This is a genomic window from Rothia koreensis (assembly GCF_052232265.1).
GTDB classification, from domain to species: Bacteria; Actinomycetota; Actinomycetes; order Actinomycetales; family Micrococcaceae; genus Rothia; species Rothia koreensis.
Window position 1 is genome coordinate 671,486 of sequence record NZ_CP197643.1, and the last position, 25,588, is coordinate 697,073.

Genomic DNA, 25,588 nt, shown 5'->3' on the forward strand with positions numbered 1-25,588 from the left:
CACAGTCAGTTCGGAGCGGTTGCGCGATCGGATTGCCGGCAGGCCTTCTACCGCCTGCCGCGTCCCCTCGGGCACCCTCTCGGTCCTCGTCCGGTGTCCGGTCCCACGTCACAGGGTTCCCCACCGCTGAAGCGCGGCCGCCACGTGCCGCGCCGACTCAGGGGTGAGCATGTTCGCATGTGCTGCCGGGATTCTGTCCACGCTCACGTGCCCGTTCACGGAGGACGACCACGAATCCGGTGTGGGGCGCCCCGCAGGGACGTCGTGCGTCGCCTCCAGGACGTGCAGGTCCCCGTCGACAACGGGGACGGGCGCGGTTTTCAGGAGGCCCGCAATGGTGCGGAACCTCCGGATGATCGTGGTCATGCTTGCCTCCGGTACGGCCGCCAGAGAACTTCCCGCCTCGGCCATGAGCTCCGCGACGCGATGAACGTCCAATGCCTCGTCTTCGGGGACCTCGGTCCCGATGTTTTTGAGGAAGCTTCGCCAGAGGTCCTGGTCGGTCTCCACGCCGGCCGCGGAATCTCCCTCCGGATAGGCATCCATCACCGCAAGCGTCGACACCTGGTGGCCGCGGTGCTGCAACTCGGCGGCGATCCTGTGGGCCAGCCGGCCGCCGAGCGACCAGCCGAGCAGGTGGTACGGCCCCTGAGGCTGTTCTTCCTGAATCGTGGCGATGTACCAGGAGACCAGCTCCTGCATCGACGCCGGTTCGGTGATCTCGGGTTCATCGGGGGCCAGGCCGTGCATCTGAAGCCCCAAGACCGGTCGGTCCGTCTCCAGGTGTGCAAGGAGCGCGGAGAATGCCCAGGACAGGCCGCTCACCGGGTGAACCGTGAAGATCGGTGCGCCGTGGCCCTCGGGACGCAGCGGAAGAACCGCTCGGAGGCTGTCGGAAACCTCATTCCGCCCCGATTCGGCCAGCGCCGCCAGGGCTTCGACCGTGGGCCCCTGGAAGATGGCCTGGACCGGCAGCTCGGAGCCGAGCTCCGTGTTGACGGCCGCAATCGTGGGTTGCGCGAGGAACGAATGGCCGCCGAGGGCGAAGAACGACTCCGTCGCCGAGACCCCCGTGACTCCCAGGACGGCTTCGAAGGCCCGTGCCACGGAACGTTCGGCGGAAGTGTTCGGAGCGCGGCCCGCTGGAGCATGGCTCAACCGGTCCGGCTGGGGGAGGGCGGCGTCGTCGACCTTTCCGTGAGGCGTCAAGGGGATTTCGGCCAGGCACTGGACCGTGGCCGGCACCATGTAGTCGGGCAGATGGCGTCCGAGCTCATGGAGCAGTCCTCGGGAGAACTCCTGCGAATCATCGCACTGCCGTCCCAGGGGAACGATCCAGGCGAGTAATTCGGTCCCGCGGTGCGTCTCGCGGGCCCGGACCACGGCTTCGGCGACGTCGGCCTCGGCGCGCAGCAGGGCCTCGACCTCGGTCGGTTCCACGCGGTAGCCCCGGATCTTGACCTGCGAATCGGCTCGTCCAAGCGTGCGGATGCGTGGTGCGAGATCGTGCAACCGGCGGTGTGCCCCGTGCTCCTCGAGTGGCCGCTCGGGCAGTTCGTCGCCGACGTCGTCGGGCCGCTCCACGAGCACCAGATCGCCGGTACGGTACATGCGGCCGCCGTCCTCGGAGAACGGGTTGGGCGCGAAGGTCGAGGCGGTCTTGGACGGCTGGCCGGCGTACCCGTCCGCCAGCTGCGGACCGGCCAGCCACAGTTCACCCGTGGCACCGTCCGGCACCGGTCGGAGCCGGTCGTCCAGGACATACGCTCGCGTGGACGCCGTCGGTGAACCGAGATCGGGCCGAAGATCGGCTGAGACATCCGCGACGAGCGCATCGACCCCCGCCTCCGTGGGGCCATAGAGGTTCCATGCGCGGACGCCGCTGAATCGCCGCAACCAGGTCCACAGGCCGGGATCCACCGGTTCTCCGCCCAACAGCAGGGTGAACGGGTTCTCCGCGGTCTGTGATGCGAGCAGATCGGGCAGCCGGGAATGTGCGGTCAGTGCGCTGACGTAGCTCGGCGTGCTTTCCCACGCGGTGATGCCCCGTTCGGCGAAGAGGGCCGCGAGGGCCTCCGGGTTGCGACGAGTCTCGTCGCTGACCAGGTGCACCTCATGTCCCGCCAGCAGCCAGAGGACGGGGTCCATGGCTGCGTCGAAGCCCACCCCGGTGGTGTGGGCCAGCCGCACTCGCCGCTCCCGCGGGTCCGGGATGATCGTCCCGAGGTGGGAGTCCAACAGATGGTTCAGGGCACGATGCGGGACCTGGACGGCCTTGGGCCTGCCGGTGGTTCCCGACGTGAAGATTACGTACGCGGCCTGGTCCGGGTGGTTGCGGACGGCCCGTGAGGTGCGTTCGGCCGCGACGTCCGCTTCCTGGCTCGGCCGCCCGGATTCGATCAGTGCCGTGATGCCGAGTACTCGTTGCCGGGCTGTTCCTCCGAGGCCCGCGGCGCCCCGAGCCAGGGACGAGGACGAATTCACGCCGGTGGGAGGCTCGTCGTCGCCGTGAATAACCAGGCGGGCCCCCGAGACGGTCAGCATCTCGACCACCCGGGTCTCCGGCAGGGAGATGTCCACCGGAAGTGCGACGCCGCCGGCGCGCCACACGGCCAACAACCCGGCCATCGTGTCGGCGGACCGAGGCAGGCACAGGGCGACGACGTCGCCGGGTTCGATTCCCTCGGCGGTGAACCCGTAGGCCAGCTGACGGACGCGCTCGTCCACCGCGGAGAAGGTGAGGGTCCTGTCCGGTGCGACCAGGGCCGTGTGGTCGGGTGCGTCGCGCACTGCCGCGTCGAAAACTTCGGCTGTGTCGGGTGCCTCCGCCAAGGACTGCGGCCGTTCCGCACCGGGCCCGGCGGCAGCGGTTTCGTGCACCGGTCCACGGCGCGGCCAGGGCGTCAGCGGAGACGCCAAACCCGTCAGGGGAGTGTCCAGGACCGGTCTCTCCGGCTGCTGAACGGCTTCCGCAACGAACTGGATCCAGCCGTCGACCAGTCTCCGCGCGGAGGCCGCGGTGAACTTCGCGGCGTTGTACTCCAACACACCGCCGGTGTTCTCCGCAGGCTGCCTGCCCGGGCGCAGGGTGAAGGACAGATCCATTTTCGCGTCGCCCGTGGTCCCGGGGTCCAGGACGGTTGCCGTCACGCCTTGCAGATCCAGCTTCACGTCGGAGGGCTCCTCGACCGAGAGCATGGTCTGAAAGATCGGATGCCGGCCCAGCCGCCGCTCCGGCTCAAGACGTTCCACGATACGTTCGAACGGCACGTGCTCGTCCTCGAGCGCATCCAGAGTCTGGCCGCGGGCGAGATCGACCGCGTCGTAGAAGTTCGTGGACTCGCGGTCCAACGGCAAACGGATCGGCAGCGTATTCACAAAGAATCCGATGAGATCCTGCATGTCCGGGTCTCGTCGTCCTGCCGAAGGAGTGCCGAGGACGATGTCGGACCCGGCACCGATGCGGCGAAAATACGCCGCCAGGGCCGCGAGCCAAACATGGAAGGCACTCGCGGACCGGGCCGCGGAGAGATCCGCGATGTGGGTCGCCAACCCCGCGGGGAGCTCGAAGGACACCTGCTCCGCGGGCTGACGCGCCGACTCCGTGCCCCTGCCCGAGAAAGGCAGGCGAAGCTCTTCCGGGATGCCGGTCAGGCGGCTCGCCCAGCGCTCCAGGGCGGCGTCCTCGGTGCGGTCGGTTTCGTCCCGCTGGGCCACAGCGTGCTGTTCCCGGCGTGCGACGTCGCCGAACTGGACCCGCAGGGGACGGAGGAGAGCGGTCTCGTCGCAGAGCCGGGCGGCATAGGCGGCGCCGAGATCCCGGACCAGAGGGGCGAGGGACGCGCCATCCGTGGCGATATGGTGAATCACCAATTCCAGGCGCCAACTGTTCTCGCCCAGACGGACCAGCGCGGCGCGCAAAGGTGTCTGTCGGGTCAGGTCGAAGCCGGACGAAAGATCCACGGGCGTCTCACCCAGGACTCCCGCCACGGGGTCGTGGACGCGCTGAACAGGAATCGGCTCACCGCTGTCCCCGGACAGTTCCGCCGGGTAACTCGTGCGCAACACCTCGTGCCGGGCGACGAGGTCGTCCACCGCGGCCGACATCGCCTCGGTATCGAGCTCTCCGTCGAGCCGCACATGCAGGACCACGTTGTACTCGGCGCCCTCGGGATCCAGACGATTCAGGAACCAGAGGCGGTGCTGGCCGGCAGTCAGCGGCATCGGGGCATCGAGGTCACGCGGATGCTCCTTCGCCCAATCCGCCAAGGGCTGGTCGAGCACCTCCCGCACGACATCCGGGGCGGTATCCGATCCGCTGTCTCCGGCCTCCTCATCCCGCAGAGGGCGACCGGGCGCGGGAGCCCGCGAGAGCAACCGTCGAGGGGAGCCACCCTCAAAGACCGCGCGCAACGGCACCTCCAGGCCCAGCTCGTGCTGCAGCCGGCCCACGAGCGAGACTGCCAGCAATGAATGCCCGCCCAGGGCGAAGAAGTCGTCCTCGGGACCCACTCCTGAGACGCCCAAGACCTCCCCCATGAGGTCGCATACCTTCCGTTCGTGTTCGTCTCTGGGCGCGGAGTCGCTCGTCCGGCTCTGCGGATCCGGCAGAGAGGAATCGTCGACCTTGCCGTGTGCCGTCAGCGGGACCGAGTCAATGCGCGTCAGGCGCGTCGGGAGCATGTACGCGGGCAGGAGGCGAGCCGCCTCGGACCGAACCGCCTCGACCTCACGCCCGGTCACCAGCCAGGCCGCGAGCTGGGCGGTCTCGGCCCCTCCAGGGGTAACCACCCGAACGACGGCGGAGTCGACGCCGTCGACGGCACCGAGCACCGACTCCACCTCCGCGAGTTCGATGCGGTAGCCGCGGATCTTGACCTGGTCGTCGTCGCGCCGGAGGAAATCGAGCGTGCCGTCCGCACGACGGCGAACGATATCGCCGGTGCGGTACATCCTGCCCCCTGACCTCCACGGATCCGGGACGAACCGGACGGACGTCTCCCCGGGGCGGCCGCGATAGCCGTGCGCTTCGGAAAGCCCCGAGAGATACAGCTCCCCCTCGACGCCGGGCGGCACGACCGAGAGATACGGGTCCAGGACGCGTGCTGTCACGTTGCCGATCGGGCGACCGATATGAGGTTCGGTGCCCGTCATCCGACCCAGCACCGAGTCGACGGTGAATTCACTGGGTCCGTACAGGTTCCACCCCGTCAGCTCCGGGGAGTCGGCGACCTTTCGCCACAACGCCGCCGGTACGGCCTCACCGCCCAGGGCCACGGTCAGTCTGCCGCGACGCTCGCGGAGAGAATCGATCAGCCCGACGGCGATCAGCTGGCGAAGATACGACGGGGTGGTCTCGACGACGTCGATGGCGCCATCGGCCAGGAGGTCGGCAACGCTTTCGGCATTGACGCGTTGTTCTTCGGAGGGAATCTCAAGCGTGGTCCCGCCGACGAGCCACAGCAGCGGGTCCCAGGCGGCGTCGAAGCCGAGCCCGCTGAGATGGAGCATGCGAGGCAACCCCTCGACGCGTGCACGTTGATGGGGTTCCACCAGATGTTCGCGGTGGTGGACGAACACGTTCTGGAGCGCACGATGCGGCACCTGGACGGCTTTGGGAGTGCCCGTGGTCCCAGAGGTGTGCACGAGGTAGGCGGTGTCTTCCGGTGCCGGGCCGGCCGGAACCGGGTGCCCGGCCGGTCCCTCAAGGTCCGTCGGATCCAGGAACCGCACGGGTCTCGCCGTGGACGCCAGCGCATCCTGCACAACCTCGGAGACGCTCCCGGCTTCCACGATCGCGGCCCTGGGCTCCGAGCCGGAGATGATCCGGGCGATACGGGCAGGCGGATAGGAGACGTCGACCGGCACGGCCACCGCTCCGGTCCGCAAGCTCGCCAGGACGCCGATGAGCGCGTGGACGGTGCGTGGAAGAGCGATGATCACGCGGTCTCCGGGCTCCACGCCCGCTGCGGCCAAGTGCGCGGCGCCGTCGTCCACGGCGGCCGCCACCTGGGCGAAGTTCAGTGTCCTGTCCTGATCGGACAACGCTGGTGAGTCCGGCCAGCGGCGGGCGGTTGCGGCGAGCGTGTCGATGATCGTTCCGGAGGCCTCCACCGGGGCGCCGGAACCGTGTTCCTCGATCCAGGCCGACGTCGCCGGATCCACCGAGGACAACTCGGAGAGCCGGTGCGTCGACGAGTGCTGCCACGTCTCGAGCACCCGGATGACGCCGTCGAGAATCCTCTGCGCCGTGCCCCTGTCGAACAGGGACCGGTCGAAGCCCAAGGAGAATCCGAGCGGTCCGTCCTCGCCCGCGGGGGCGTCCACGTCCATCATCAGATCCGTCTTCACCCCGGCGCTCGTCATCTGGGAAGGCACGGTGACCTCGACCCCGTCGAGGGAGATGATGGCGGGCTCGGTGTTCTGCAGGGTCAGCATGACCTGGAATACCGGGTGCATATCCGGTGTGCGTGGGGGACTGACCGCATCGACGACCGTGTCAAAGGGCAGGTCCTGATGCGCGTAAGCAGACAGATCCGATTCCCGGACGCGGTCGAGGAGTTCGCCGAGCTCCGGGTCCCGATCCAGTGACGTACGAAGGGCCAGCGTGTTGACGAAGAACCCGACGAGTTCGTTCAGCCGTGGATCGGTGCGGCCGGCGACGGGAGCGCCGATCACGATGTCCTCACCGGCCCCGGCCTGCTTGAGGGTCACGGCCAGCGCGGTGTGCAGGACCATGAACAGGCTTGCCCGGTGCTCGGCCGCGATGTCGCGCAGAGCGGCGTGGGCGGCGGCGTCGAGCGAGCTTTCGAGTTTCCCGACTCCGCTCATCGACGTGCCGACGTCCTCGGCCGCATGGTCCGCTCCGTGTTCCTCGTTCCCGACCGCTCCCTCGGTGAAGGCCAGGCCCCGCGGGCGGTCCCGAGGCAGGTCGATTTCCGCGGGCGCTCCCTCCAACCTGCCCTGCCAGAAAGCGATCTGCCGATGCACTTCGCCGGATCGGTCCGTGGTCGCGTCCAGATGCTCTCGCTGCCACAGGCTGAAGTCGACGTAGGTCACGGCGAGCTCATCGAATTGGGGCGCTTCGTTGCGTACCCGGGCCGCATAGGCGGTCGAGAGATCGCGGGCCAAGGGCGCCAGCGACCAACCGTCCGAGGCGATGTGGTGCATGACCATGACCAGGGTGTGGTCTTCGGGCGACGTACTGAGCAGCACGGTGCGCAGCGGCGTCTCCCGGGTGATGTCGAAGGGGCGTGAGGCTTCCTGCCGCACCACGTACTCGACCCGATCGGCGGGAACGGTCACCGCGGTGAATCGGGGCCGACCGGCTTCTCCGCCCAGGACCTTCTGCTCCGGCTCACCATCGCGAGCGGGGAAGATCGTGCGCAACGGCTCGTGGCGGCGGGCCGTATCGGCCAGCGCCTCCTCCAGCGCGGTCGAGTCGATGCGTCCCGTCAGGTGCAGGACCACCGGGATGTTGTAGGCCGGCGATTCCGGTTCGAGCTGGGCCAGGAACCACAGTCGGCGCTGGGCCAGAGACACCGGCACCGTGTCCGGACGCGTCCGCCGCCGCAGCGTGTCGACGTCGGACACGGAATCCGCATGCTGGAGTCGCGCAGCCATGGCGGCGACCGTGGGGCGGTCGAAGACGTCGCGTACCCGGACGTCGATCTCCAACCGGTCCGTCAGCTGCGCGGCCAAACGCGTCGCCAGGAGCGAGTGTCCGCCGGCCGCGAAGAAGTCCTCGTCAACGCCCAGCCCGTCGGCGTCGAGCCCCAGGACGTCGGCGAACTCGGCGGCCACGTCGCGTTCGAGGACAGTCCTCGGGCGTTGCGTCCCACCAGTCTGCGTCCGTGGTTCGGGCAGCGCTTTGCGGTCGAGTTTGCCGTTGACCGTGTGCGGAAATTCGTCCAGCACAACCACCGCGGCGGGAACCATGTACTCGGGCAACCTGTGCCGGAGCTCTTCCTTCAGCTGGTTCCCGTCCAGGACGGTTTGCGAGCGGTTCCCGGTCCTGGCGACGTAGCCGATGATTCGGGTCGCCGGTCCGTCCCCGTGGACCACCGCGGCCGCCCGGCCGACGTCGTGCAGAGAACTGAGCGCCGTCTCGACCTCGCTCAGCTCGACCCGATAGCCGCGGATCTTGACCTGATCGTCGGCGCGCCCCATGAACCGCAAGGTCGCATCCCGGCGGCGACGCACGACGTCGCCGGTTCGGTACATCCGCGAGCCGTCGTCGGCGAAAGGGTCGGGGACAAACCGCGAGGCGCTCAAGCCGGGCCGGCCCACGTAGCCCTGGGCCACGTTCACGCCCGCCAGATAGAGCTCACCCACGGCGCCGTCCGGGACCGGCCGCAGGCCGCTGTCCAGGACATAGTGTCGGCTGTTGCGCACCGAGGAACCGATGTGCGGCGGATTCCCGGCCCCGATGGAGGTGACCATGCTGTCCACCGTCGTTTCCGTCGGTCCGTAGAGGTTCACGGCCTGGACGCCGGACAGGTCGGCCAGTCGGTCCCAGAGGTCCTGGCGAAGGTCTTCGCCGCCCACGGCAATGAGCGACGGGTGAGGTTGGGCGGAGTCCTCCCTCGCGGCGTCCAGGAGGCCCGTGTCCAGCAGGGCCTCCGCGAAGGACGGCGTGGTCTCGATGACGTCGATCTCGTGGTCCTCGAGCAGCACGGCGAGAGCTTGGGGGTCCCGCCGGACCTGGTCGTCCACGAGATGCAGCTCGTGTCCGGCGAAGAGCCACAGCAAAGGGTCCCACGCGGCGTCGAAAGAGAGACCGGCGGTATGCGCGACCCGCACGCGCCGACCGAGACGGGCCCGGGTCGGCTCGAACAGCTCGCCCCGATGCTCCTGGTAGAGATTGCGCAACGCTATGCGCTCGACGCCGACTCCCTTGGGTCGTCCCGTGCTGCCGGAGGTGAAGATCACGTAGGCGAGATCGTGTTGGGAGACCTCCGGAAGTCCTCGCGGATCGGGGGAGCATTGTCGCCATCCCTGTGCGGTGTCGGCATCCGTTGCAATCGTCCGCACGCTCCACGGCATCCCTGCCTCGCGGTCCTTTGCCGCCTGCGAATGGCTGGTCAGGATGAGCGCGGGGTCGGAATCTTCGATCATGTCGGCCACGCGATCCACGGGGTACTCCGGATCCAGGGGTACGTAGGCGCTGCCTGATTTGAGCACGGCGAGCACCAGCAGGGGGAGGTTCGCGCTACGCTCGATGCGCACGGCGACGGCATGGCCAGGACCCGCTCCGCACGTGAGCAAATAGTTGGCCAACCGGGTGGAGTCCTCCTCGAGCGTCCCGAAGGTCAGCGTCCCGTCGGGGGCGACGACGGCCGTCTCGCTCAGGTGATCGGCGGCGGTCGAGGCGAAGGACTCGAGGATGCTGAGGGGCTCGATGGTGCGGCGTGACCCGGCCCCGTGCTCCAACAGCCGGGCGCTTTCGTGCTCCGTGGTGATCTGGATCTGATCCACCGTGGCGGTCGGCGTCTCCAGGGCGGAGGCAATGAACCGGAGCAAGCGGTCCGCGTGCTCTTGAAGGGTCTCCGCGGTGTGCAGGGCGGCGTCGCCCTCCAACTGGAGGGTGGGTTCGGCGTCGGCGTTGCCCAGTCCGGAGAGGACCACGGAGAGATCGTGGACCGGACCGGTGGCGAGAATGTTGACCCGCGCGGAGGCCCCGCCGAATTCCAGGTCCTCGCTCACGGGGAGGAAGTTCACGGAGGTGCCGGACATGCTGGGAGCCTGTGGGAGTTCCTCGAGCCGGAAGCGCTGGTGGCGGACGGCGTTGCGCACGGTCTTTCCGGCACGCAGAACGGTGTCCTCGATGCTCTGGCCGGGAGAGACCTTCAGCCGCAAGGGAAGGATGTTGGAGAGCATCGACGGAGTGGACTTCGCGATGTGGCCGCGCCGCGCGGTCACGGGCAGGCCCACGGAGATCTCTTCCTGGCCCGTGATCCGTCCCAGGTACATGCCGACCACCGCGATCAGGGTGCGAGGGATGTCGCGGCCGAGCTCGCGCAACGGCTTCGCCTCATGTTCGGTCAGAACCCTCCGGACCCGCACGACCTCCTTCGCCGGACCGTTCGGGGTCCCTTCGAGTCCTTCGATCGCGGCGTCGTCCTGGATTTCACGGCGCCAGAACGCCTCGTCCTCCGTGTGCTGGGAGGAACGGTGGTAGTTGTGAAGATCGGCCAGGAGGTCCTCGTGACTGGGGAACGGCGAGCGGATCGCCGCGGCCGCCCGAGCGATGCGTGCACCCAGCCGGTTGCTGACGCTCTCGGGAGGTACCCGCTGGATCACGGCCGAGTACACCCGTGAGAGGTAGCTGGTGACCATGACGGCCGAGTAACCGTCCACCATGATGTGATGCATCCGCTGGTAGAACAGGCTTCGCCCCTGCGGAAGCTGGAACAACACGGCGGCGCTGAGATCATCGGAACCGGGAACCCGGGCGGTTGCGAGGTCCTCGGACATCCGCTGGTCTGCGACGTCGCGGGCTTCACGAGGGCTCAACGCGCTGAGATCCACGGTGGACATCAAGTGGTCCGACGGGTCGGGGCGCTCCATCCATGCGAAGGGTCCATCGCGGTCCGCGTCGAATCGCAGGGAGAGGGCGTCGATGTCCCGGACGGTCTTCGTCCAGGCGATGCTGAGCACATCGGCATCGATCCATCCGTCGAACTCCAGATACTGGCCGATCTGGTACGTGGCGTTGGCTGTATCCAGTTGCTGGGCATACCAGATGCCCCTCTGGGCGGGCGTCAGCTCGGTTCTGCGCGTCGAGGTCTCGGATGCCCGGGCCGAGGGTGCCGGTGCAGCGGTCGTGTCCATCAGATGATTTTCGATTCGAGGTACCTTGAACTCACATGGGGTGCAGATACCCGTGTATTCGGAGCGAGACCGTTGCTGGATTGGCGATGGCGCACCGTCGTCACGAGGTCGCACGAATTCAGCCGTTGTCGCCGTCGAGCGCGGCGTAGACCACGTAGTTGTCCTCGAAGAGTCCGGAGGATGAGTCGTACCCGTCACAGGTGATCAGGCGCAGCTCAGGCCCATCGGTGTGGCCGTAGACCTCGGCGGTCGGGAAGTGGTCCTTGGGGTATTCCTGGCCTTTCGTGACTGTGAATCTCACTTCCGAACCGTCGTCCCGATCCACTGTGATCGTGTCTCCCGGTTTCAGCGTGCGGAGTTCGGCGAAGACTCCGGAGCCGCCCTCGGTGTCGTTGACGTGGCCGAGGAATACCGACGGTCCTGGCGTTCCGGGGACGGGAGACTGGTTGTACCAGCCGGCCGGCGACCCGGGGTCCCCCGGAGGGACTTCGAGCCGATGGTCCTTGTTCAGTCCGAGGCTGAGGGGAGAGGTGTCGACGCCGATCGAGGGGACCCGCAACGCGGTCGGACGGGATGCCTTCGCGCTCTGGTCCGAACCGGGTGGTGCAGTGGCTCCTGCCGTGCTGCTTCCGGATGACCCAGGCGATGGTCCGTCCTGGCCAGGTTGTGCGCCGCAGGCCGAGACCAGCAGGACGGCGGCAACCGCGGAGACTCTGAGGAATCCGCGGTTGCCGAATTTGGTATGACTCATGATGATGCTGTCGTCCTTGCTTCGGGATCAGGCCCGGTGGCGACGCAGCAGGTACACGGCCCCTCCACCGACTGCCGCCAGCCCGACCGCACCGGCGCCAATGCCTACTGCGGTCGAGGAGGGATCGGTTTTCTGGGTGACTCCGGTATCGGCGCCGCCCTCAGGGACATCGCCCATTTGCGAGGCGTTCAGGGTCCCGCACGCCGCAGGCAGGGTTGCCGCCAACGGCAATGAGTCGTCCAGCGGACTCATTTCCTGTTGGGCCGTCTGGCTCAGGTTCATGGGGTCAACTCCGTGCACAACCACGACCGCGGTCCCGTCCTTCAACGCCTGCTGGGTGGCATCGTCGACGTCAACCGTCTGGTGGTAGCTGTACGAGCTGCCACCGGGGAACCGGTCCACGGCCAGTGCCGAATCCGGGCTGGTGTCACCCGAAGTCGTCAGCGACGAGGCGATCATGCCGTAGGCCGGATGGGCTTCGGGCGTGCTGACTGCACCGTCACCGTTGTCGTCCATATCGGGCGTGGGGCAAGTTCCCGCGGCCCCGATGTGGATGTGCTGGGCATGGGGGAAGGGCCCGTCCTTGAATGTCTCGGCCGCGCCCTGGACGTTGACCGTCACGGTGGCCTTGTTTCCGTCGACCTTGACCGTGGCATCGCCGGTGGTGCCGCTGTTGTTCAAGGAATCCAGGTTCGCCATGGAGGTCCATGACCCTTGGGAACTGGAAGCGGATCCGCCGTCATGGCCATGACCTTCGTGGGCCGATGCAGGTGCCGCTGCAAGTGCAAGGGTTCCCAGCGCGAGGGCGGGAATGGTGAGAAATGTTGAGCGTCGCATCGTCGGTCTCCTCAATGTGTGATGCTTCGTCCGCCCTTCGATCGGGGCGTATACGTGAGGTTCGACACCGCTTGATGCGTGGATGAGTGCCAACTCAATTTTTCCTGGGAATTTGGCACATTTCGCCGCAATGCGGTCTGTCTCGTTCCGAGGTGGCCGGATTCGGATGCCGCGCCCACACATCCATACGCGTGGCGGTACCGAATCAGAGGTATATCCCGCCCGGGGTCACACAGAAATGCCGCCCAGCGGACGAGTGGCGTGATCCGGGAGGAGGAATGCCCTGAGGGGCGAATGCTGCCGTCGTATGGGGCGCGCAGCACCACGAGAAGTTAGAGAGACCATGTGAGTTCTTCCTCAGCTACCCCGGGAGGCCGTCGTGGGGCATCGAAGAGAGGTGTGAACGATGCGGACGAGGCCCATCGGGCGTCCTTGGTCGCGCGAAGCGCCCAAGGTGACGATTCGGCTTTTGCCGACCTCTACGATGCCACCGTTTCGGTGGTCTATGGGGTCGTGATTCGTTTGCTCCGTTCCAGTGATTTGTCCGCCGAAATTGTTCAAGATGTGTATCTCATGGCGTGGCAGCAGGCGGCGAAATTCGACCCCGCTCGTGGAACCACCAAAGCCTGGTTGTCCACGATGGCCCACCGCCGGGCGGTGGACATGATCCGCTCCAGCACGCGACGTCGTGATCGCGAGGAGTACTACCGAGTCCGCGAGGGGGAAGGCGGTCCCGCAGACCAGACATGGGACGGCGTCGAAAGTGCTTTGGACAGAGAGGACGTGGACTCGGGGTTGTCTCAACTGAGCCCCGTCCAGCGGCAGGCCCTGGAGTTGGTTTATTTCCGGGGACTGACCCATCAGCAAATGGCCCATTACCTGAGGATCCCGTTGGGGACAGCGAAATCCAGGATCAGAAACGGGCTGGTCACTCTCCGGGCAGTATTGGGGGAACAGTGCTAGATCACAGTACGGAAGGGGCTCATCGGAGTGGCGACGTCCATTCGGACGCTGCACTGTACGCTGTTGATGCCCTCGAGCCAGAAGAAGTGCGTGCGTTCGAAGCGCACTTGGGCACGTGTTCCAGGTGCCGGGAAGAAGTCAGCTCCTTCCAGAGAACCGCCGAAGGGCTGGCCGAAGCGGTGGCGGTGGAACCGCCCGCGGAGTTGAAGGCACAAGTCTTCCGTGCGATTGGCCGTGATTCCGGGCGAGAAGCCGACAGGGACCAGAAACGAACGCGCCACCCCGACCGCAATTCCGAGACCGATTCATCGGCCACGCTGTACAGGCTCGAGACGGCGAAAGCTCGTCGCAACCGCTGGCTGCTCGCGGCGGCCGCGGTCATCCTGGCGCCCGGCCTGGCCCTGGGCGGCTGGAGTCTCGGCCATCAGGCCGGGAACGACGGCCAACAGGTCACCGCAGAGCGGCAGCACGAGCAACAACGTCAGGATGATCTGTTGGCCGCTCCGGACGTGGCCGTGAAACACATCAGTCAGGAAGGGGCCTCTGCCACGGTGGTCGCCTCCCGCGAACGAACCGACGCCATGTTTGTCGGGTCGAACTTCACGGACCCGGGGCAGGGCAAGCAGTATCAGCTCTGGCTGATGAAAGACGGTAGCCCCGTGCCTGACAAGACCTTCAACGGTGGCGACTCCAGCGTTTGGTTGACCGGAAATGTGGGCGACGCCGACGCCGTGGCGGTCACGGTCGAGCCAGAGGGGGGTTCCAAGGCTCCGACGAGCGACGTGATGATGTCTACCGAGATCTAGACGGGCAGTCCCGCCAGGGCTCATTCATCGGGGGCGTCGCGGAATGAGGCGCGAAGCTCGGCCACGAACGTCGTGGGTGTCTCCAGCATCGGAAAGTGTCCGCCGCGGTCCAGGACGTTCCAGTGGCGGAGGTCGACGAAGCGTCGTTCGACCCAGGACCGGGGAAGTTTGCGCAGCTCTTCGGGAAATACGGACACCGCGGTGGGAACCGTGACCGGAGTGGTCATGTCCAGGCCCGAACCGTTCCGGGCGCTTTCCCAATACAGGCGGGCCGAGGAAGCACCGGAGGCGCTGAACCAGTAGAAGGCGACGTTGTCGAGCAGGCGCTGCCGCGATACCGCATTCTCCGGGTGGCCCTGGCAGTCGGCGGCATCGTGAAACTTCTCGATGATCCAGGCCAATTGAGCGGCCGGTGAATCGACGAACCCGTATCCGATGGTTTGAGGTCTCGTGGATTGAATCGCCGCGTAGCCCATGCCTGTACGCCGGAATTGTGTTTCATGGTCGAGCCAATCGCGCTCGGTGGCGGTGAGCTCATCGTCGGAGAATCCGCTGGGACGGGTCGCGTGAGGAACGGTCGTGTGCATCATGGCGACCCGATCGGGGTGATGTATCGCCAGAGTGATCGTGACCATCGCGCCCCAGTCGCCCCCTTGGGCGAGGAAACGCTCATAACCGAGGCGAGTCATGAGTTCGGCCCAGGCGTCGGCGATCCGGCGAAGATCCCAACCAGGGGTGCTGGGCTTCCCCGAGAACCCGAACCCGGGGAGAGAAGGCAGAACCACGTGGAATGCGGGTTCATCGTCCGGCGGGTTGACCAGACCGTCGACCACATCCAGGGCTTCGACGACCGAGCCGGGCCACCCATGGGTGATCAGCAGAGGGCGCGCATCGGCGCGTGAAGACCGGACGTGCAGGAAATGGATGTCCAGGCCATCAATCTCAGTGGTCCACTGGCCGAGGCCATTCAGCTCGGCTTCCAGACGACGCCAGTCATGATCGTGCAACCAGTACTGGCACAGTTCGTGGACATACGTCAGCGGGATGCCCTGTGCCCACTCATCGTGGCTGCCGAGCACCGTCTCGTGCTCCGGAAAACGCGAGGCACGCAGACGCGAGTGAAGATCGTCGATCGCCTCGGTAGGGATGTTCAGGGCAAACGGCACGATACCCGTGTGCTCGGTGGCGCGCTGGTCTGCAGTCATTGTCTGCCTCCTGTGCTCTGTTCTGAATGTCTTGTCAATGCGCGGTCATCAGCGATGACCTGTTCCATCACCTCGGTCGGCTTCGGTGACGGGCGCCCCTCGGCCTCGGCATATGCGCAAGCGAGATTCGCGTACACACGAGAGGCGTGTGCCCAGTTCCGATAAGGGCCAAGATCGATGTCCTGATAGGCCGCTTCCAGCGGAATACCGGCCGCCTGGGAACGCCTCGCGTGGTCCTGGACGAGCGAGAAATAATCGCGCACCTCACGAACGCCCTCCTGGTCCGTGACAGAACCGTGCCCGGGGACCACGACGTCCGGAGCGAGGGCCAGGATTGTCTCGCACGCCTGGATCTGACCCGAAATGCTGGCCCAGGAGATGGGCGTTGTGCGCTGGAATATGATGTCGCCGGCGAATACGACGCCGTCGTGCGGTACGTGGACGATTGCATCACCGGGCGTGTGTGCGGGTCCGACCTCGACCAGATGTACCGCGATGTCTCCGAGGGAGATCGTCCGCGATCCGGCAAATGACTCGTTGGGCTCCACGCGGGTCCAGGCAGTGAAATCAAAAGTCTCGGCTTGCCCACGTGCCCATGCGCCCGCCGCGGTATCCGGTTCCACGAGATCCGGAAGTGAGTCCGGATCCGGTGTCGAGCGCATCTCTTTGACCGCGGCGTCGGTCGCGATGATTCGACCCGCGTCGAAGACGCCGTTGCCTGTCCAGTGGTCGAGGTCGTGATGCGTATTGACGATCGTGGTGTGTGCGGGATCTCGGCTGCCGAAGCATTGGTCGAGGGCTGCTCGCATGGCCCGGGCCATGCGCATGTCATTCTGCGTGTCGATGACCAGTACCTCATCTCCCGCTCTGACAACGCCGGAATTGCTCAGGCCCCAACCGCCAGGGGGCTCCAACCAGGCGTAACAATGGTCGGCCACGCGATGCAGGCCCTCTGTGTAGCTAGTGCGATCAATGTGGTTCACCATGTTCTCCCAACTCCAACGATGTGGTTGCAGTCTATGTTGCTCGCGGGGTGAAATACAACCACACCGTTGGAGTTGGTATACTTGTCTCCATGGCTTGGGATACCGAAGGAACACGGAGACGGCTCAAAGAGGCGGCAACAGTCGAATTTGCCGCGCACGGCCCCGACGGCACGTCCATGGCGCGCATCGCCGAACGCGCAGGAATCAACAAGGAGCGCTTGTACAACTATTTCGGTGACAAGCGGGCGTTGTTTCATACCGTGCTCGCTGACGAACTCGCTCGGCTGTCCGCATCGGTGGTTCCCCCTGAAGGCGGAGATTTCGAGCGGGTTGGCGAATTCGCGGGGAGGACCTATGACTACTACGCCGACCACCCCGATCTGGCGCGGCTCTTGCTTTGGGAGGGGCTCGCAGACGGGCCCATCGCGGATGAGGAGAACCGTACGGAGCATTACCGACGGAAGGTCGCGGCTTACAGTGCCGCCCAGGACAACGGGGCTGTGGGGACTGCTATTCCGGCCGATCACCTGGTGCTCTTGGTGATCGGCTTGGCCGCATGGTGGTTTTGTGTTCCGCAACTCGCGCAGATGCTCACCGGCACTGGCCCGGACAATGACACCGAGCAGCAACGTCGTCGGGCCACGGTGGTGACTGCCGCACAGAACCTGGCCACGGCGGAGAGCACGCCCGGTAACGCCGGACGGTGACCCCACCCCACCGGCGACGGTGATGGCGTACTACTGTTCCGCCGTCCTGGCCTGAGCTGGCCGCGTGCGTTGTTAGACCAACGCCACGGGTTCTTCTGCGGCGTAGGCCCTGCGAAGGGTTCCGAAGAAGGAATCGTCCTGAGCCAGGCGTACTTCTCCGATCCGGGATATCGGGATTCCGGGCGTCGTCGAATTCATGGATACTGCCGACCATCGATCGCTCAGGTCGGCACGACGGATGCTACGGGTTTGCTGGGCCACACCCCTGAGGCGAAGTTGGCGGCGGATGACCTGCATCGTGATGCCCGGGAGGTACTCGGCGTTCGGCCAGGTCACGGTCTCGCCGTCCCAAAAGGCGAGGTTCCACGTCGTCGCCTCGCTGAGCCTGCCGTCCCGGTCCTCGAACGCAGTGTCGTCGAAGCCCAGCGATGCCGCCTGACGCGCGAAGAACCTCGCCAAGCTGATTTCTCCGGCATGTTTTACGTCCGGAAGGTACCTCTCGTGCCCCGCCACATCGAGGGAGAGAGGGCCATCTGGTGGAGATGCCGGTCCAGCCATTCTCACGAAAACGTCGAGGCCCAGAGGGGTTTTGGCGCGGCTCGCTGTGATGAAACAGAACATCGATGCGGAGTCGCCGTCGAATGCGGTGAGTGCCGTACGAAGGCAGTCCAGGATTGTCTCGTCGGGGAGGTGCAAGCCAAAGAGGGTGTCGCTGTTCCGACGCAGACGGTCAAGATGGAGGTCCAGGCCGCGGACGGCGGTGTCGCGTACTTGCATTGCCGTGAAATGGGCATCGCCCGAGAACGCCACTGCCGCAAGTGTCGAGGCAGAAGCAGGCGAACCATTGAGGTGGATCAAGTGGCTTGTCATGGGGCGATCGCTCTTTGTCTGGGCGCCGGGGGGGGGGGGGCGGCGGTCAGATTTCTCCCCACCGATAGCCGCGGGATCTGAATGCCTCGGCGACGTCGTCCTTCTTGCCTTCAACGTCGCCCTTGAAGGCCTGGTGCCCACCTTCGGTCAGGATGGTGAGCTCTCCGCCGTCGAAGTAGGCGGTCGAGAACGACGCACGTGAGATGCGCAGGGGATGATCCTCTTGTCTGCCGACGACGATCCCTTCGTCGTCGATCCGCAACGGCGTCGTCATCCCGCAGATCACGAACGCAGCAATGATTCCGAGCACCGCCCCGATGATCGGGCGCGCAATCACGACCCACGGCTGGTCGAACGCGCTGAGCTTCTCGATGATGTCGCCGAACGGGATCGGGAATCGTGCCGCGAAACCGCCGATGGCCGGGAGGAAAAAACCGAGGGCAACACCGATGGCCACGCAGCCCACGCTGATGATCGCGATGTCCGCGCGGCTGAGGGCGAATACCACCGAGTTCGCCGATGCGCTCCCGCCGTCGCTATCGGTCGTCGTCACGTTTCCCCCTCCATAGTGGCGCTCGTCGCAGAGTGTGCTCCACAACGGTGTCACGACGAACCATACCCATAGTCCGGCGGTGGTTGACAACGATCCTTGCAAAGGATTCCGACGACGCCGGCCCACGTGACCGGCGGACAGCCGATCTTGCGCGAAGCCGCCGTCGTCGATTCGATGTTCCCTCTCGGGGCTGTTCAGCCCGTCTCCGCCTCGGTGTACACCACCAGGGAGACGTTGCGGCTCGAAGGGACCTGAAAGGTCGTGTAGTTGCAGACGACGATGCCCCGGCCTTCCACCTGAAGCCGCCACGAACCGTAGGCTTTCTCATACGGTTCGTACCGCGACCACAAGTATCGGAACGCGGAGCTGTTGTCCCATGCGGTGCGAAGAGCTTCGAGCAGCTGAGGCGTCGGAATCGACCTGGCCAGTGCCAGATGCGTCAGCCCGACCACTTCTCGGGCTTTGTCGGACCAGTCGACATACACCTGAAGACTCTGTGGATCGGCGAAGATGTAGGTGAGCAGCGAGAGATCGAAACCGTGACCGGGGTCAGGTGCTCCGTCGGGGAACAGGATCCCGGCGGTCGCCGGGGCAACTCCCCGAATCGTCAGGTCTTCCGTGAGAACGTGCAGCATCACCGGATCACGCAGCTGGTTCCCCAGACCGCGCAAAATGTGCTCCGCATGGGTGACTGTCGCCGTGTCCTCCTCAGCGCCCTGCTCCGGACCGGGGGTCGCGAGGGCCTGGATGTACCGGGACTCCAGTTCACTGAGCTGGAGAACTTCCGACAGCGAACTCACCACCGAGGCGGAAGGGTGGGCCGCCCGGCCCTGTTCGAGCTTCGTGTAGTACTCCGTGCTGACCCCCGCAGCCCAGGCGAGCTCTTCACGGCGGAGACCGGGTACCCGACGCGGCGTGCCCGCGTCGACAACCGGCCAGCAAGGGTCCGGGTCGATGCGGGCACGACGCGTGCGGAGAAAACCGGCCAGCGCCGTACGTCGATACTCTTCAGAGGCGCGTACGGGCTCCTTCCGAAAGAAGGTCGGTTGCGTGAGATTCCGAGAGGGCATCAGTTGAGCTGACCACTGATGGCCGCCGTGAACTGTTCCATGTCCTCTGGAGTCCTCGAGGTGATCAGGGCGAACCCGTTCGTCTCGTCAACCACCACGGGCTTGTCCACCCATGCGCCGCCGGCGTTGTTCACGTCGGTGCGCAGGGAAGGAAACGACGTGAGGGTTTTCCCGACCACGAGGTCCGCTTCCACGATCAGCCACGGTGCGTGGCAGATCGCCGCTATTGGTTTGCCCGCTGTCGCAAAGGCTTTCACCAGTCGCTGAGCGTGATCCTCCTGCCGCAACGCATCGGCGTTGATTGTTCCTCCCGGAACGATCAGAAGGTCGAACTCACCGGCCTGGGTTTCAGAGAGCAACGCATCGGAGGGAACCAGTGCGCCCGAGTCGTGATCCATGACCAGGGTCTGGATCGATTCGTTCTCCGGGGTAGCGACCGTCACGCGATGGCCGTTCTCCTCCAGATACTCCTTGGGCTTGATGAGCTCGTCTGTTTCCACACCGTATGAGGTGGCGATGACGAGGATCTTCTTCGGATCGCTCATGATGTAACTCCTTCTCTGGGTGGCCGAGGCCGACCTCTTCGTCCGCGGAGAATCGCCTCAGAAGTCGATTTCCTGGTAGTGGTGCTCTTCGTACTGGGAATTGAGGTAGTCGTTGACCGTTGCGTCGAAGTGCTTCCAGTGTGTCGTCTGCGCATGTGCATCAAGGTCCTCCTGGGTGTCCCAATGCTCGATGAGGTTGTAGGACAGAGGCTCTGCGACATTCCGGTGCAACTGGTACAGAGTGCAACCCTGCTCCTTGTTGGACTCAACAACCATGTTGTGGAGGAGCTTGACGAAGGCGCCCTCGTGTTCCTGCTTGACGTCGAAGAAAACGTTGAGAATGACCACGTGGGAATCTTCCTTCACTTCGTTCATGAGGCAACTGATGAATTCTCATCAGCTCTGACACCATCCACACAACCAGCCGGTGAATCATTGCGCCTGGCCTTGTCAGTACCAGGCTCGTCGGAGTCACAGGGTTGACTTGGGTGGTCTGCGTACGGCGGCCGCGACCCGTCGGCCTAGTCGAATCGGCGTTTCGCAAGCGCCTTCGCATTCTCGCGGGGTGCAACGATGTGGGTCAGGACGAGCACGAGTGCTGATCGGTCGCCGTGTGTCCGGGTGGTCATGATGAATTTCCCGAATGTTGTGGAGTGGTGACGGTCAGCAGGAAAGCGCGGAGCAGTCCGCGCCGATAGGTCTCGAAGTCCAGCGGCGGGTCGGCGTGCAGCCATTGAGCGGCGCGCTCGATGGATGCCCGGATCATGATCGCAACGGTTTCGGCGTCGAATTCTTCGCGCTCTCCGGATTCCTGCCCCTCACGCAGGATGGACGTCAGCGCATCGAGGACAGGCTCTTTCTCGCGCAACGACGTCGGTGACTGCCCCGACCGAGTCGGGAGGTGCGGTCCGATCTCGGTGAGGGCGGCGATCTGGCGAGGATGATCCCGAAGGTACTCGAGATTGGCGTCCATATAGGCGCGCAGGCGGTCCACCGCGGTTTCGGTACCCTGCATGCGCTCTCCCATGAACCGGGCGGCGTCTTCGTAGACGACCTCGACAATCTGCGTGCGTCGTGCCATCGAGGTGGCGGATCCGGAATTTACCTGCACAGGCAATTTATGGCGTGATGAGTTGAATTTGTACAGAGTTGCGGCCGACCCTGGACGGCCGGCGGTCGGCGTGTGGGAGGATCGGGCCATGCGCATATTGGTGCTGGGCGGAACGGGATTTGTCGGACGACGCATCGTCGAGAGGCTGCATGATCGCGGGGACGACGTGATGGTGGTCCATCGGGGCCGCCGTCAGCCGGAACCTTGGGTTGCCGTGCGGCACCTCCGCACCGATCGCCAGGACTTGCCGCGGCACCGCGACGTCATCCGCGATTTCGCCCCGGAGGCGGTCGTGGACGCGTACGCCCTGACCGCCCAGGACGTCACGACTGCCCAGTCCGTGCTTCCCGAGGTCCCCACGGTGGTGCTCTCGAGTCAGGACGTATACCAAGCATTTACGGGCCTGAGCACTGGGAAGTGCCTGTCTCCGGTCCCTCTGACGGAGGAGTCGGAGGTGCGCCGAGATCGCTACCCGTATCGCGGTTCCGGCTTGGAAGGCATACCCGAGGATTACGAGAAGCTCGACGTCGAGGCGCGCTGGATCGACCGCGGAGCCACCGTTCTGCGGTTGCCCATGGTCTACGGGCCCCACGACCGGCAACGCCGTGAAGACCTCGTGCTGCGGCGCATCCGGGCGGGACGACGTCGGATGCCGGTCGGCGCCGGCAACCTGCTCTGGACGCGGGCCCATGTCGACGACGTCGCTACCGGCGTCCTCTCGGCCGTGGATATCCGCGCCGGGGATGGTCTGGCCATCAACCTGGGGGAGACCAGCACCGTGCCCATGGTCGAGTGGTTCGAACACATCGTGCGGGCAGCCGGTGCAGAGCTCGAGCTGGTCCGAGTTCCGGACGATGTTCTGCCGGCAGAGTGGGCGCTGACCGGATCTCCGCGGCAGCACATCCTGACGTCGTCCGCCCTGGCTCAGAGCCTCCTGTCCTGGGCGCCTGCCGACCCGGCCGTGCGAGTCGCGGAGTCGGTGAAGTGGCACCTGGACAATCCGCCCGACACGCCCTGGACCGACGATGACACGAAGGCCGACGACGAGGCCTTGAGTGCAGCCTCCTGAGTCGCAGGATCCCGGCCTTGACTTCGAGTGCTTGAAGGTTCTTACAGTCGGGGTATGAGCGCTGGACAGAAGGAGCGGAATTACACGATCCGCGAGGCCGCGGCTTTTTCGGGGTTGCCGGCAAGTACGTTGCGCTTCTATGAGGCGAGCCGAGTGATCCCCGCGGCCCGGCGGACCGACAGCGGTTACCGCACCTATACCCAAGCGGACATCGAGATGCTCACGTGGGTGGGGTGCCTTGCCGCGACCGGCATGCCCGTCGCCCGAATGAGGGAGTACGTCAACAACGGAACCATCGGACCTGTCTCGGCCGCCGAACAGCGGCGTCTGCTCGTGCAGCAGGACGAGCGGCTCGCCCGAGAGCAGCGTGTGCTCGAGCTGCGTCGTCGTTATGTGCAATTGAAAATCGAGTACTGGCAGGCCGTGGAAGGAGACCGGAAGGACGACGTCGAGCGCCTGGCCGTGGAGGCCGCAGAGGTGGGCGAATCACTCAAAGACCTCGAATCAGAGAATCACGCGGAGGACACTCGATGACGGCATCGCTCGTCGCGGTGCCGGGAGGCGCTGTCGACCGAATCGGAGTGCCCCGGCGCGCCATTGCGGTCCTCATCCAAGCCACGGAACACTGACCCAAAGATCCGAAGACCCAAGGAGAAAACCATGGAATACACCCGCAGCGGCAACTCGAGCGCACAGGGCCCGTCCGAATACTTCACCGGCACCGTTTACATCGACGGCGTGCGCAACCCGGGCGAGGATTCGGCCATTGGGTGCGCGCACGTGCGCTTCACGCCAGGAGCCCGCACCATGTGGCACACCCACCCTAAGGGCCAAACCCTGTACGTGACCGATGGGATCGGCCTGGTGGGAACGGAAAACGGTGTTCAGGAAATCCGTCCGGGCGATGTGGCAGTCATCGAGCCCGGCGAACGGCACTGGCACGGTGCCACCCCGGAGCGATTCATGGCCCACGTCGCGATGCAGGAAGCGGACGAGAACGGCGAGGTGGTGACCTGGCAGGAGCCGGTCGCCGATACCGACTACACCCAGACGCCCGCATGAGGCAGGGCAACGTGGACGGTAGCAGTGACGCGCCCACGGTGGAGGATCTGCTCGCGGCGTTGCGCGCGGGCGAGACGATCAAGGACGGCTCGCCGCTGCACGGGGTCATGCACGAGGCCAGCCAGCGAGCACTCCGCATTACCGCGGAAATCAACGGCAGCTACCACGACCCGGTCGAGCTGCGTCGCCTCATGAGCGAGCTCGGCGGGGCGAAGGTACCCGAAACGTTCATGCTGTTCCCGCCGTTCCGCACGGACTTCGGGCAGAACACGACGTTCGGGGAGCGCACATTCGTCAATTCCGGGTGCGCCTTCCAGGACCAGGGCGGCATCACCATTGGTGACGACGTGCTCATTGGCCACAACGCCGTCATCGCGACCCTCAATCACGGTGCGAGTTTCGAGGAACGCGCCGACATGCACCCCGCGCCCGTCGTCATCGGCGACCGGGCGTGGTTGGGCTCCAACGTCACCGTCCTCCCGGGGGTCACGATCGGCGCGGGCGCCATTGCGGCCGCCGGAGCGGTCATCACCAAGGACGTCGTCCCCGGAACCACGGTCGCGGGCGTCCCGGCGAAACCCGTTTCGGCGTAGGGGACCGCTGGAGGCGGCCCGGGTGATCAAGGACATTGACTGAACTCTCCTGGTCGGACGGCACTCCAACGCAGGTCGCGCAGGGCAGACGGGGCGCACGGCCCGAAGGTAGCCTCGGGTTATGAGCGAATCCACGGACACCGACGTCATCGTCGTCGGCGGCGGGCTCGTCGGCCTGGCCGCTGCGGCGTTTCTTGCTCAGCACGGAGTGAGGACCACGGTGTTCGAAAAGCACCCGACGACGTCCATCCATCCCAAAGCCCGCCTGGTGACGGTACGCAGTATGGAGCTCTACCGTTCGTTGGGTATCGAGGAGGAGATCCGCGCCGCGGGTGACCAGGGCAATGGGTTCGTGATCGGTCAGACCTTGTCCGACGACCTGTCCACGTGGATCGCGTCTCCGGCGGAAGACGTCGAGTCCGGGAACCTGAGCCCGACAAGCCCCTATTCCTGCGATCAGCAGGTTCTGGAGCCCCTTGTGCTGAACGCCGCGCGGCGGTTCGGCGCAGAGGTCGAATTCGATTCCGCCGTTCTCGGGCTCGCCGAACGTGCAGACCACGTGGAGGCAACCGTCCGCCACGCTGGACAGGAGCGAGTCGTCAGCGCCCAATTCGTGATCGCCGCGGACGGAGCAGGCAGCGCCAGACGTCGGCACCTGGGCATCGGCATGTCCGGAACCGAGGTTCCTGGGAGGTCCGTCAGCGCGGTATTCCGCGCCGACCTGTCACCGGCCCTTCGCGGGCGGTTCGTCGATGCCGTGTTCTGCCGTGCGGCCAGCACGTTTCTCTTCGCCAGGGGCAATTCCGGTGATCGACGCTGGCAGATGGGTACCTACGTGCGTCCGGACTGGGAGGGTCGACCCACCGAGGACCTCACTGATGAGCTGTCCGGCCTCCTGCGACAGGCCACCGGCCTCTCAGACCTGGAGCCCGACTTCGACGACGTCGCGACGTGGAGTACCGGGGCCTTCGTCGCTGATCGGTTCCGGTCCGGCCGGATCGTTCTGGCGGGAGACGCCGCCCACATCATGCCTCCTTACGGCGGGATGGGTGGCAACACCGGGGTCCACGATGCCCACGATGCGGCCTGGATTCTCGCCGCGGTGATACGTGGGGACGCATCGCACCGGCTGCTCGACACGTACGAAAGGGAGCGTCGGCCCATTGATCAGGTCATAGTCGACCAGGCCCTTCTCCGTTCCCGGAAGTCCCCTGGTCCGAAGGAGGCCAGCGGAGAGATTGATGCCCTGACCCTCGCGTTGGGGCAACGCTACGGCGCTCCTCCTGGAGAGGAATTCGAAGATCCCCATGAGCCGAGCATGGCCGACGGGACCCGGGCCCCACACCTGACGCTGCGTGACGGGAAAAGCGTGCATGACCTTCTGAGTCGGCGGAAATTCACCGCGATCGTCGACGGGCCCATCACGAGAACCGACTCCCGTGCGGAATTCGTGGCATTGGGAAGGGGAGACGTTGCCACGGGACAGAGGGACCTCTGGGCCAACACCTACGGACGGGCCGTGGGCCATCTCGTTCGACCGGACGGGGTTCTGGCTGGAGAATTCGAGGCGCTGGACGATGTGCCGGGGCTGATCGATCGGGCGCTGCACATACGCTGACTCCGACAT

19 protein-coding genes are annotated in these 25,588 nt (G+C 65.7%); 8 read left to right on the forward strand and 11 right to left on the reverse strand.

The window, feature by feature from the left end:
* Positions 1 to 108: 108 nt before the first annotated feature.
* The 3 genes from ACTSLZ_RS02925 to ACTSLZ_RS02935 form a co-directional block, all read right to left on the reverse strand.
* Complete coding sequence (locus ACTSLZ_RS02925) at positions 109 to 10,833, reverse strand: amino acid adenylation domain-containing protein (protein WP_443095656.1); 10,725 nt, start codon at positions 10,831 to 10,833, stop codon at positions 109 to 111.
* 118 nt (positions 10,834 to 10,951) lie between these two features.
* Positions 10,952 to 11,584, reverse strand: a complete 633-nt coding sequence (locus ACTSLZ_RS02930) for a class F sortase (protein WP_443095657.1) — start codon at positions 11,582 to 11,584, stop codon at positions 10,952 to 10,954.
* 27 nt (positions 11,585 to 11,611) lie between these two features.
* A complete protein-coding gene (locus ACTSLZ_RS02935; RefSeq protein ID WP_443095658.1) occupies positions 11,612 to 12,283 on the reverse strand; it encodes a hypothetical protein in 672 nt (223 codons plus the stop codon).
* A 537-nt stretch (positions 12,284 to 12,820) separates the two neighbouring features.
* On the opposite strand from ACTSLZ_RS02935, the gene ACTSLZ_RS02940 reads away from it, so the two are divergent.
* Together ACTSLZ_RS02940 and ACTSLZ_RS02945 are read left to right on the forward strand one after the other, a co-directional pair.
* The gene (locus ACTSLZ_RS02940) at positions 12,821 to 13,384 is read left to right on the forward strand and encodes a sigma-70 family RNA polymerase sigma factor (protein WP_443095659.1); all 564 of its coding nucleotides are present in this window, start codon (positions 12,821 to 12,823) and stop codon (positions 13,382 to 13,384) included.
* Positions 13,378 to 14,190: an anti-sigma factor gene (locus ACTSLZ_RS02945; protein ID WP_321201153.1), complete on the forward strand. Its 813-nt coding sequence runs from the start codon at positions 13,378 to 13,380 to the stop codon at positions 14,188 to 14,190. Before ACTSLZ_RS02940 ends, ACTSLZ_RS02945 begins: the two co-directional genes overlap by 7 nt.
* Positions 14,191 to 14,210: 20 nt before the next feature.
* Here the strand turns inward: ACTSLZ_RS02945 and ACTSLZ_RS02950 are convergent, their stop codons facing one another.
* Complete coding sequence (locus ACTSLZ_RS02950) at positions 14,211 to 15,395, reverse strand: epoxide hydrolase family protein (protein ID WP_443095660.1); 1,185 nt, start codon at positions 15,393 to 15,395, stop codon at positions 14,211 to 14,213.
* Positions 15,392 to 16,381 (reverse strand): MBL fold metallo-hydrolase, encoded by a 990-nt coding sequence (locus tag ACTSLZ_RS02955; protein WP_443095661.1) that lies wholly within the window; start codon positions 16,379 to 16,381, stop codon positions 15,392 to 15,394. Before ACTSLZ_RS02955 ends, ACTSLZ_RS02950 begins: the two co-directional genes overlap by 4 nt.
* A gap of 47 nt (positions 16,382 to 16,428) precedes the next feature.
* Here ACTSLZ_RS02955 and ACTSLZ_RS02960 point away from each other — a divergent pair, with 47 nt between their 5' ends.
* On the forward strand, positions 16,429 to 17,088 hold the full coding sequence (locus ACTSLZ_RS02960; protein WP_443095662.1) for a TetR family transcriptional regulator: 660 nt from the start codon (positions 16,429 to 16,431) through the stop codon (positions 17,086 to 17,088).
* 72 nt (positions 17,089 to 17,160) lie between these two features.
* Here the strand turns inward: ACTSLZ_RS02960 and ACTSLZ_RS02965 are convergent, their stop codons facing one another.
* From ACTSLZ_RS02965 to ACTSLZ_RS02990, 6 genes are all read right to left on the reverse strand, one after another.
* Positions 17,161 to 17,958 carry an aminotransferase class IV gene (locus ACTSLZ_RS02965; RefSeq protein WP_443095663.1) on the reverse strand — a complete coding sequence of 266 codons (798 nt, stop codon included), beginning with the start codon at positions 17,956 to 17,958 and terminating at the stop codon, positions 17,161 to 17,163.
* Positions 17,959 to 18,004: 46 nt separating this feature from the next.
* Positions 18,005 to 18,511 carry a YqeB family protein gene (locus tag ACTSLZ_RS02970; RefSeq protein ID WP_443095664.1) on the reverse strand — a complete coding sequence of 169 codons (507 nt, stop codon included), beginning with the start codon at positions 18,509 to 18,511 and terminating at the stop codon, positions 18,005 to 18,007.
* Positions 18,512 to 18,705: 194 nt separating this feature from the next.
* Positions 18,706 to 19,581 (reverse strand): MmyB family transcriptional regulator, encoded by an 876-nt coding sequence (locus tag ACTSLZ_RS02975; RefSeq protein WP_129316299.1) that lies wholly within the window; start codon positions 19,579 to 19,581, stop codon positions 18,706 to 18,708.
* Positions 19,581 to 20,126: a type 1 glutamine amidotransferase domain-containing protein gene (locus ACTSLZ_RS02980; protein WP_129316300.1), complete on the reverse strand. Its 546-nt coding sequence runs from the start codon at positions 20,124 to 20,126 to the stop codon at positions 19,581 to 19,583. Before ACTSLZ_RS02980 ends, ACTSLZ_RS02975 begins: the two co-directional genes overlap by 1 nt.
* Positions 20,127 to 20,183: 57 nt before the next feature.
* Complete coding sequence (locus tag ACTSLZ_RS02985; RefSeq protein WP_443095665.1) at positions 20,184 to 20,501, reverse strand: putative quinol monooxygenase; 318 nt, start codon at positions 20,499 to 20,501, stop codon at positions 20,184 to 20,186.
* A 250-nt stretch (positions 20,502 to 20,751) separates the two neighbouring features.
* The gene (locus tag ACTSLZ_RS02990; protein ID WP_443095666.1) at positions 20,752 to 21,207 is read right to left on the reverse strand and encodes a hypothetical protein; all 456 of its coding nucleotides are present in this window, start codon (positions 21,205 to 21,207) and stop codon (positions 20,752 to 20,754) included.
* Between the two features lie 118 nt (positions 21,208 to 21,325).
* Between ACTSLZ_RS02990 and ACTSLZ_RS02995 the strand changes: the two genes are divergently transcribed.
* From ACTSLZ_RS02995 to ACTSLZ_RS03015, 5 genes are all read left to right on the forward strand, one after another.
* Positions 21,326 to 22,306 carry an NAD-dependent epimerase/dehydratase family protein gene (locus ACTSLZ_RS02995; RefSeq protein ID WP_443095667.1) on the forward strand — a complete coding sequence of 327 codons (981 nt, stop codon included), beginning with the start codon at positions 21,326 to 21,328 and terminating at the stop codon, positions 22,304 to 22,306.
* A 54-nt stretch (positions 22,307 to 22,360) separates the two neighbouring features.
* Positions 22,361 to 22,840, forward strand: coding sequence for a MerR family transcriptional regulator (locus tag ACTSLZ_RS03000; protein WP_129316304.1), 480 nt, complete (start codon positions 22,361 to 22,363; stop codon positions 22,838 to 22,840).
* Positions 22,841 to 22,966: 126 nt separating this feature from the next.
* The gene (locus tag ACTSLZ_RS03005) at positions 22,967 to 23,368 is read left to right on the forward strand and encodes a (R)-mandelonitrile lyase (RefSeq protein WP_443095668.1); all 402 of its coding nucleotides are present in this window, start codon (positions 22,967 to 22,969) and stop codon (positions 23,366 to 23,368) included.
* Positions 23,369 to 23,379: 11 nt separating this feature from the next.
* A complete protein-coding gene (locus tag ACTSLZ_RS03010; protein WP_443095669.1) occupies positions 23,380 to 23,961 on the forward strand; it encodes a DapH/DapD/GlmU-related protein in 582 nt (193 codons plus the stop codon).
* 121 nt (positions 23,962 to 24,082) lie between these two features.
* On the forward strand, positions 24,083 to 25,579 hold the full coding sequence (locus ACTSLZ_RS03015) for an FAD-dependent oxidoreductase (protein WP_443095670.1): 1,497 nt from the start codon (positions 24,083 to 24,085) through the stop codon (positions 25,577 to 25,579).
* Positions 25,580 to 25,588 lie beyond the last annotated feature (9 nt).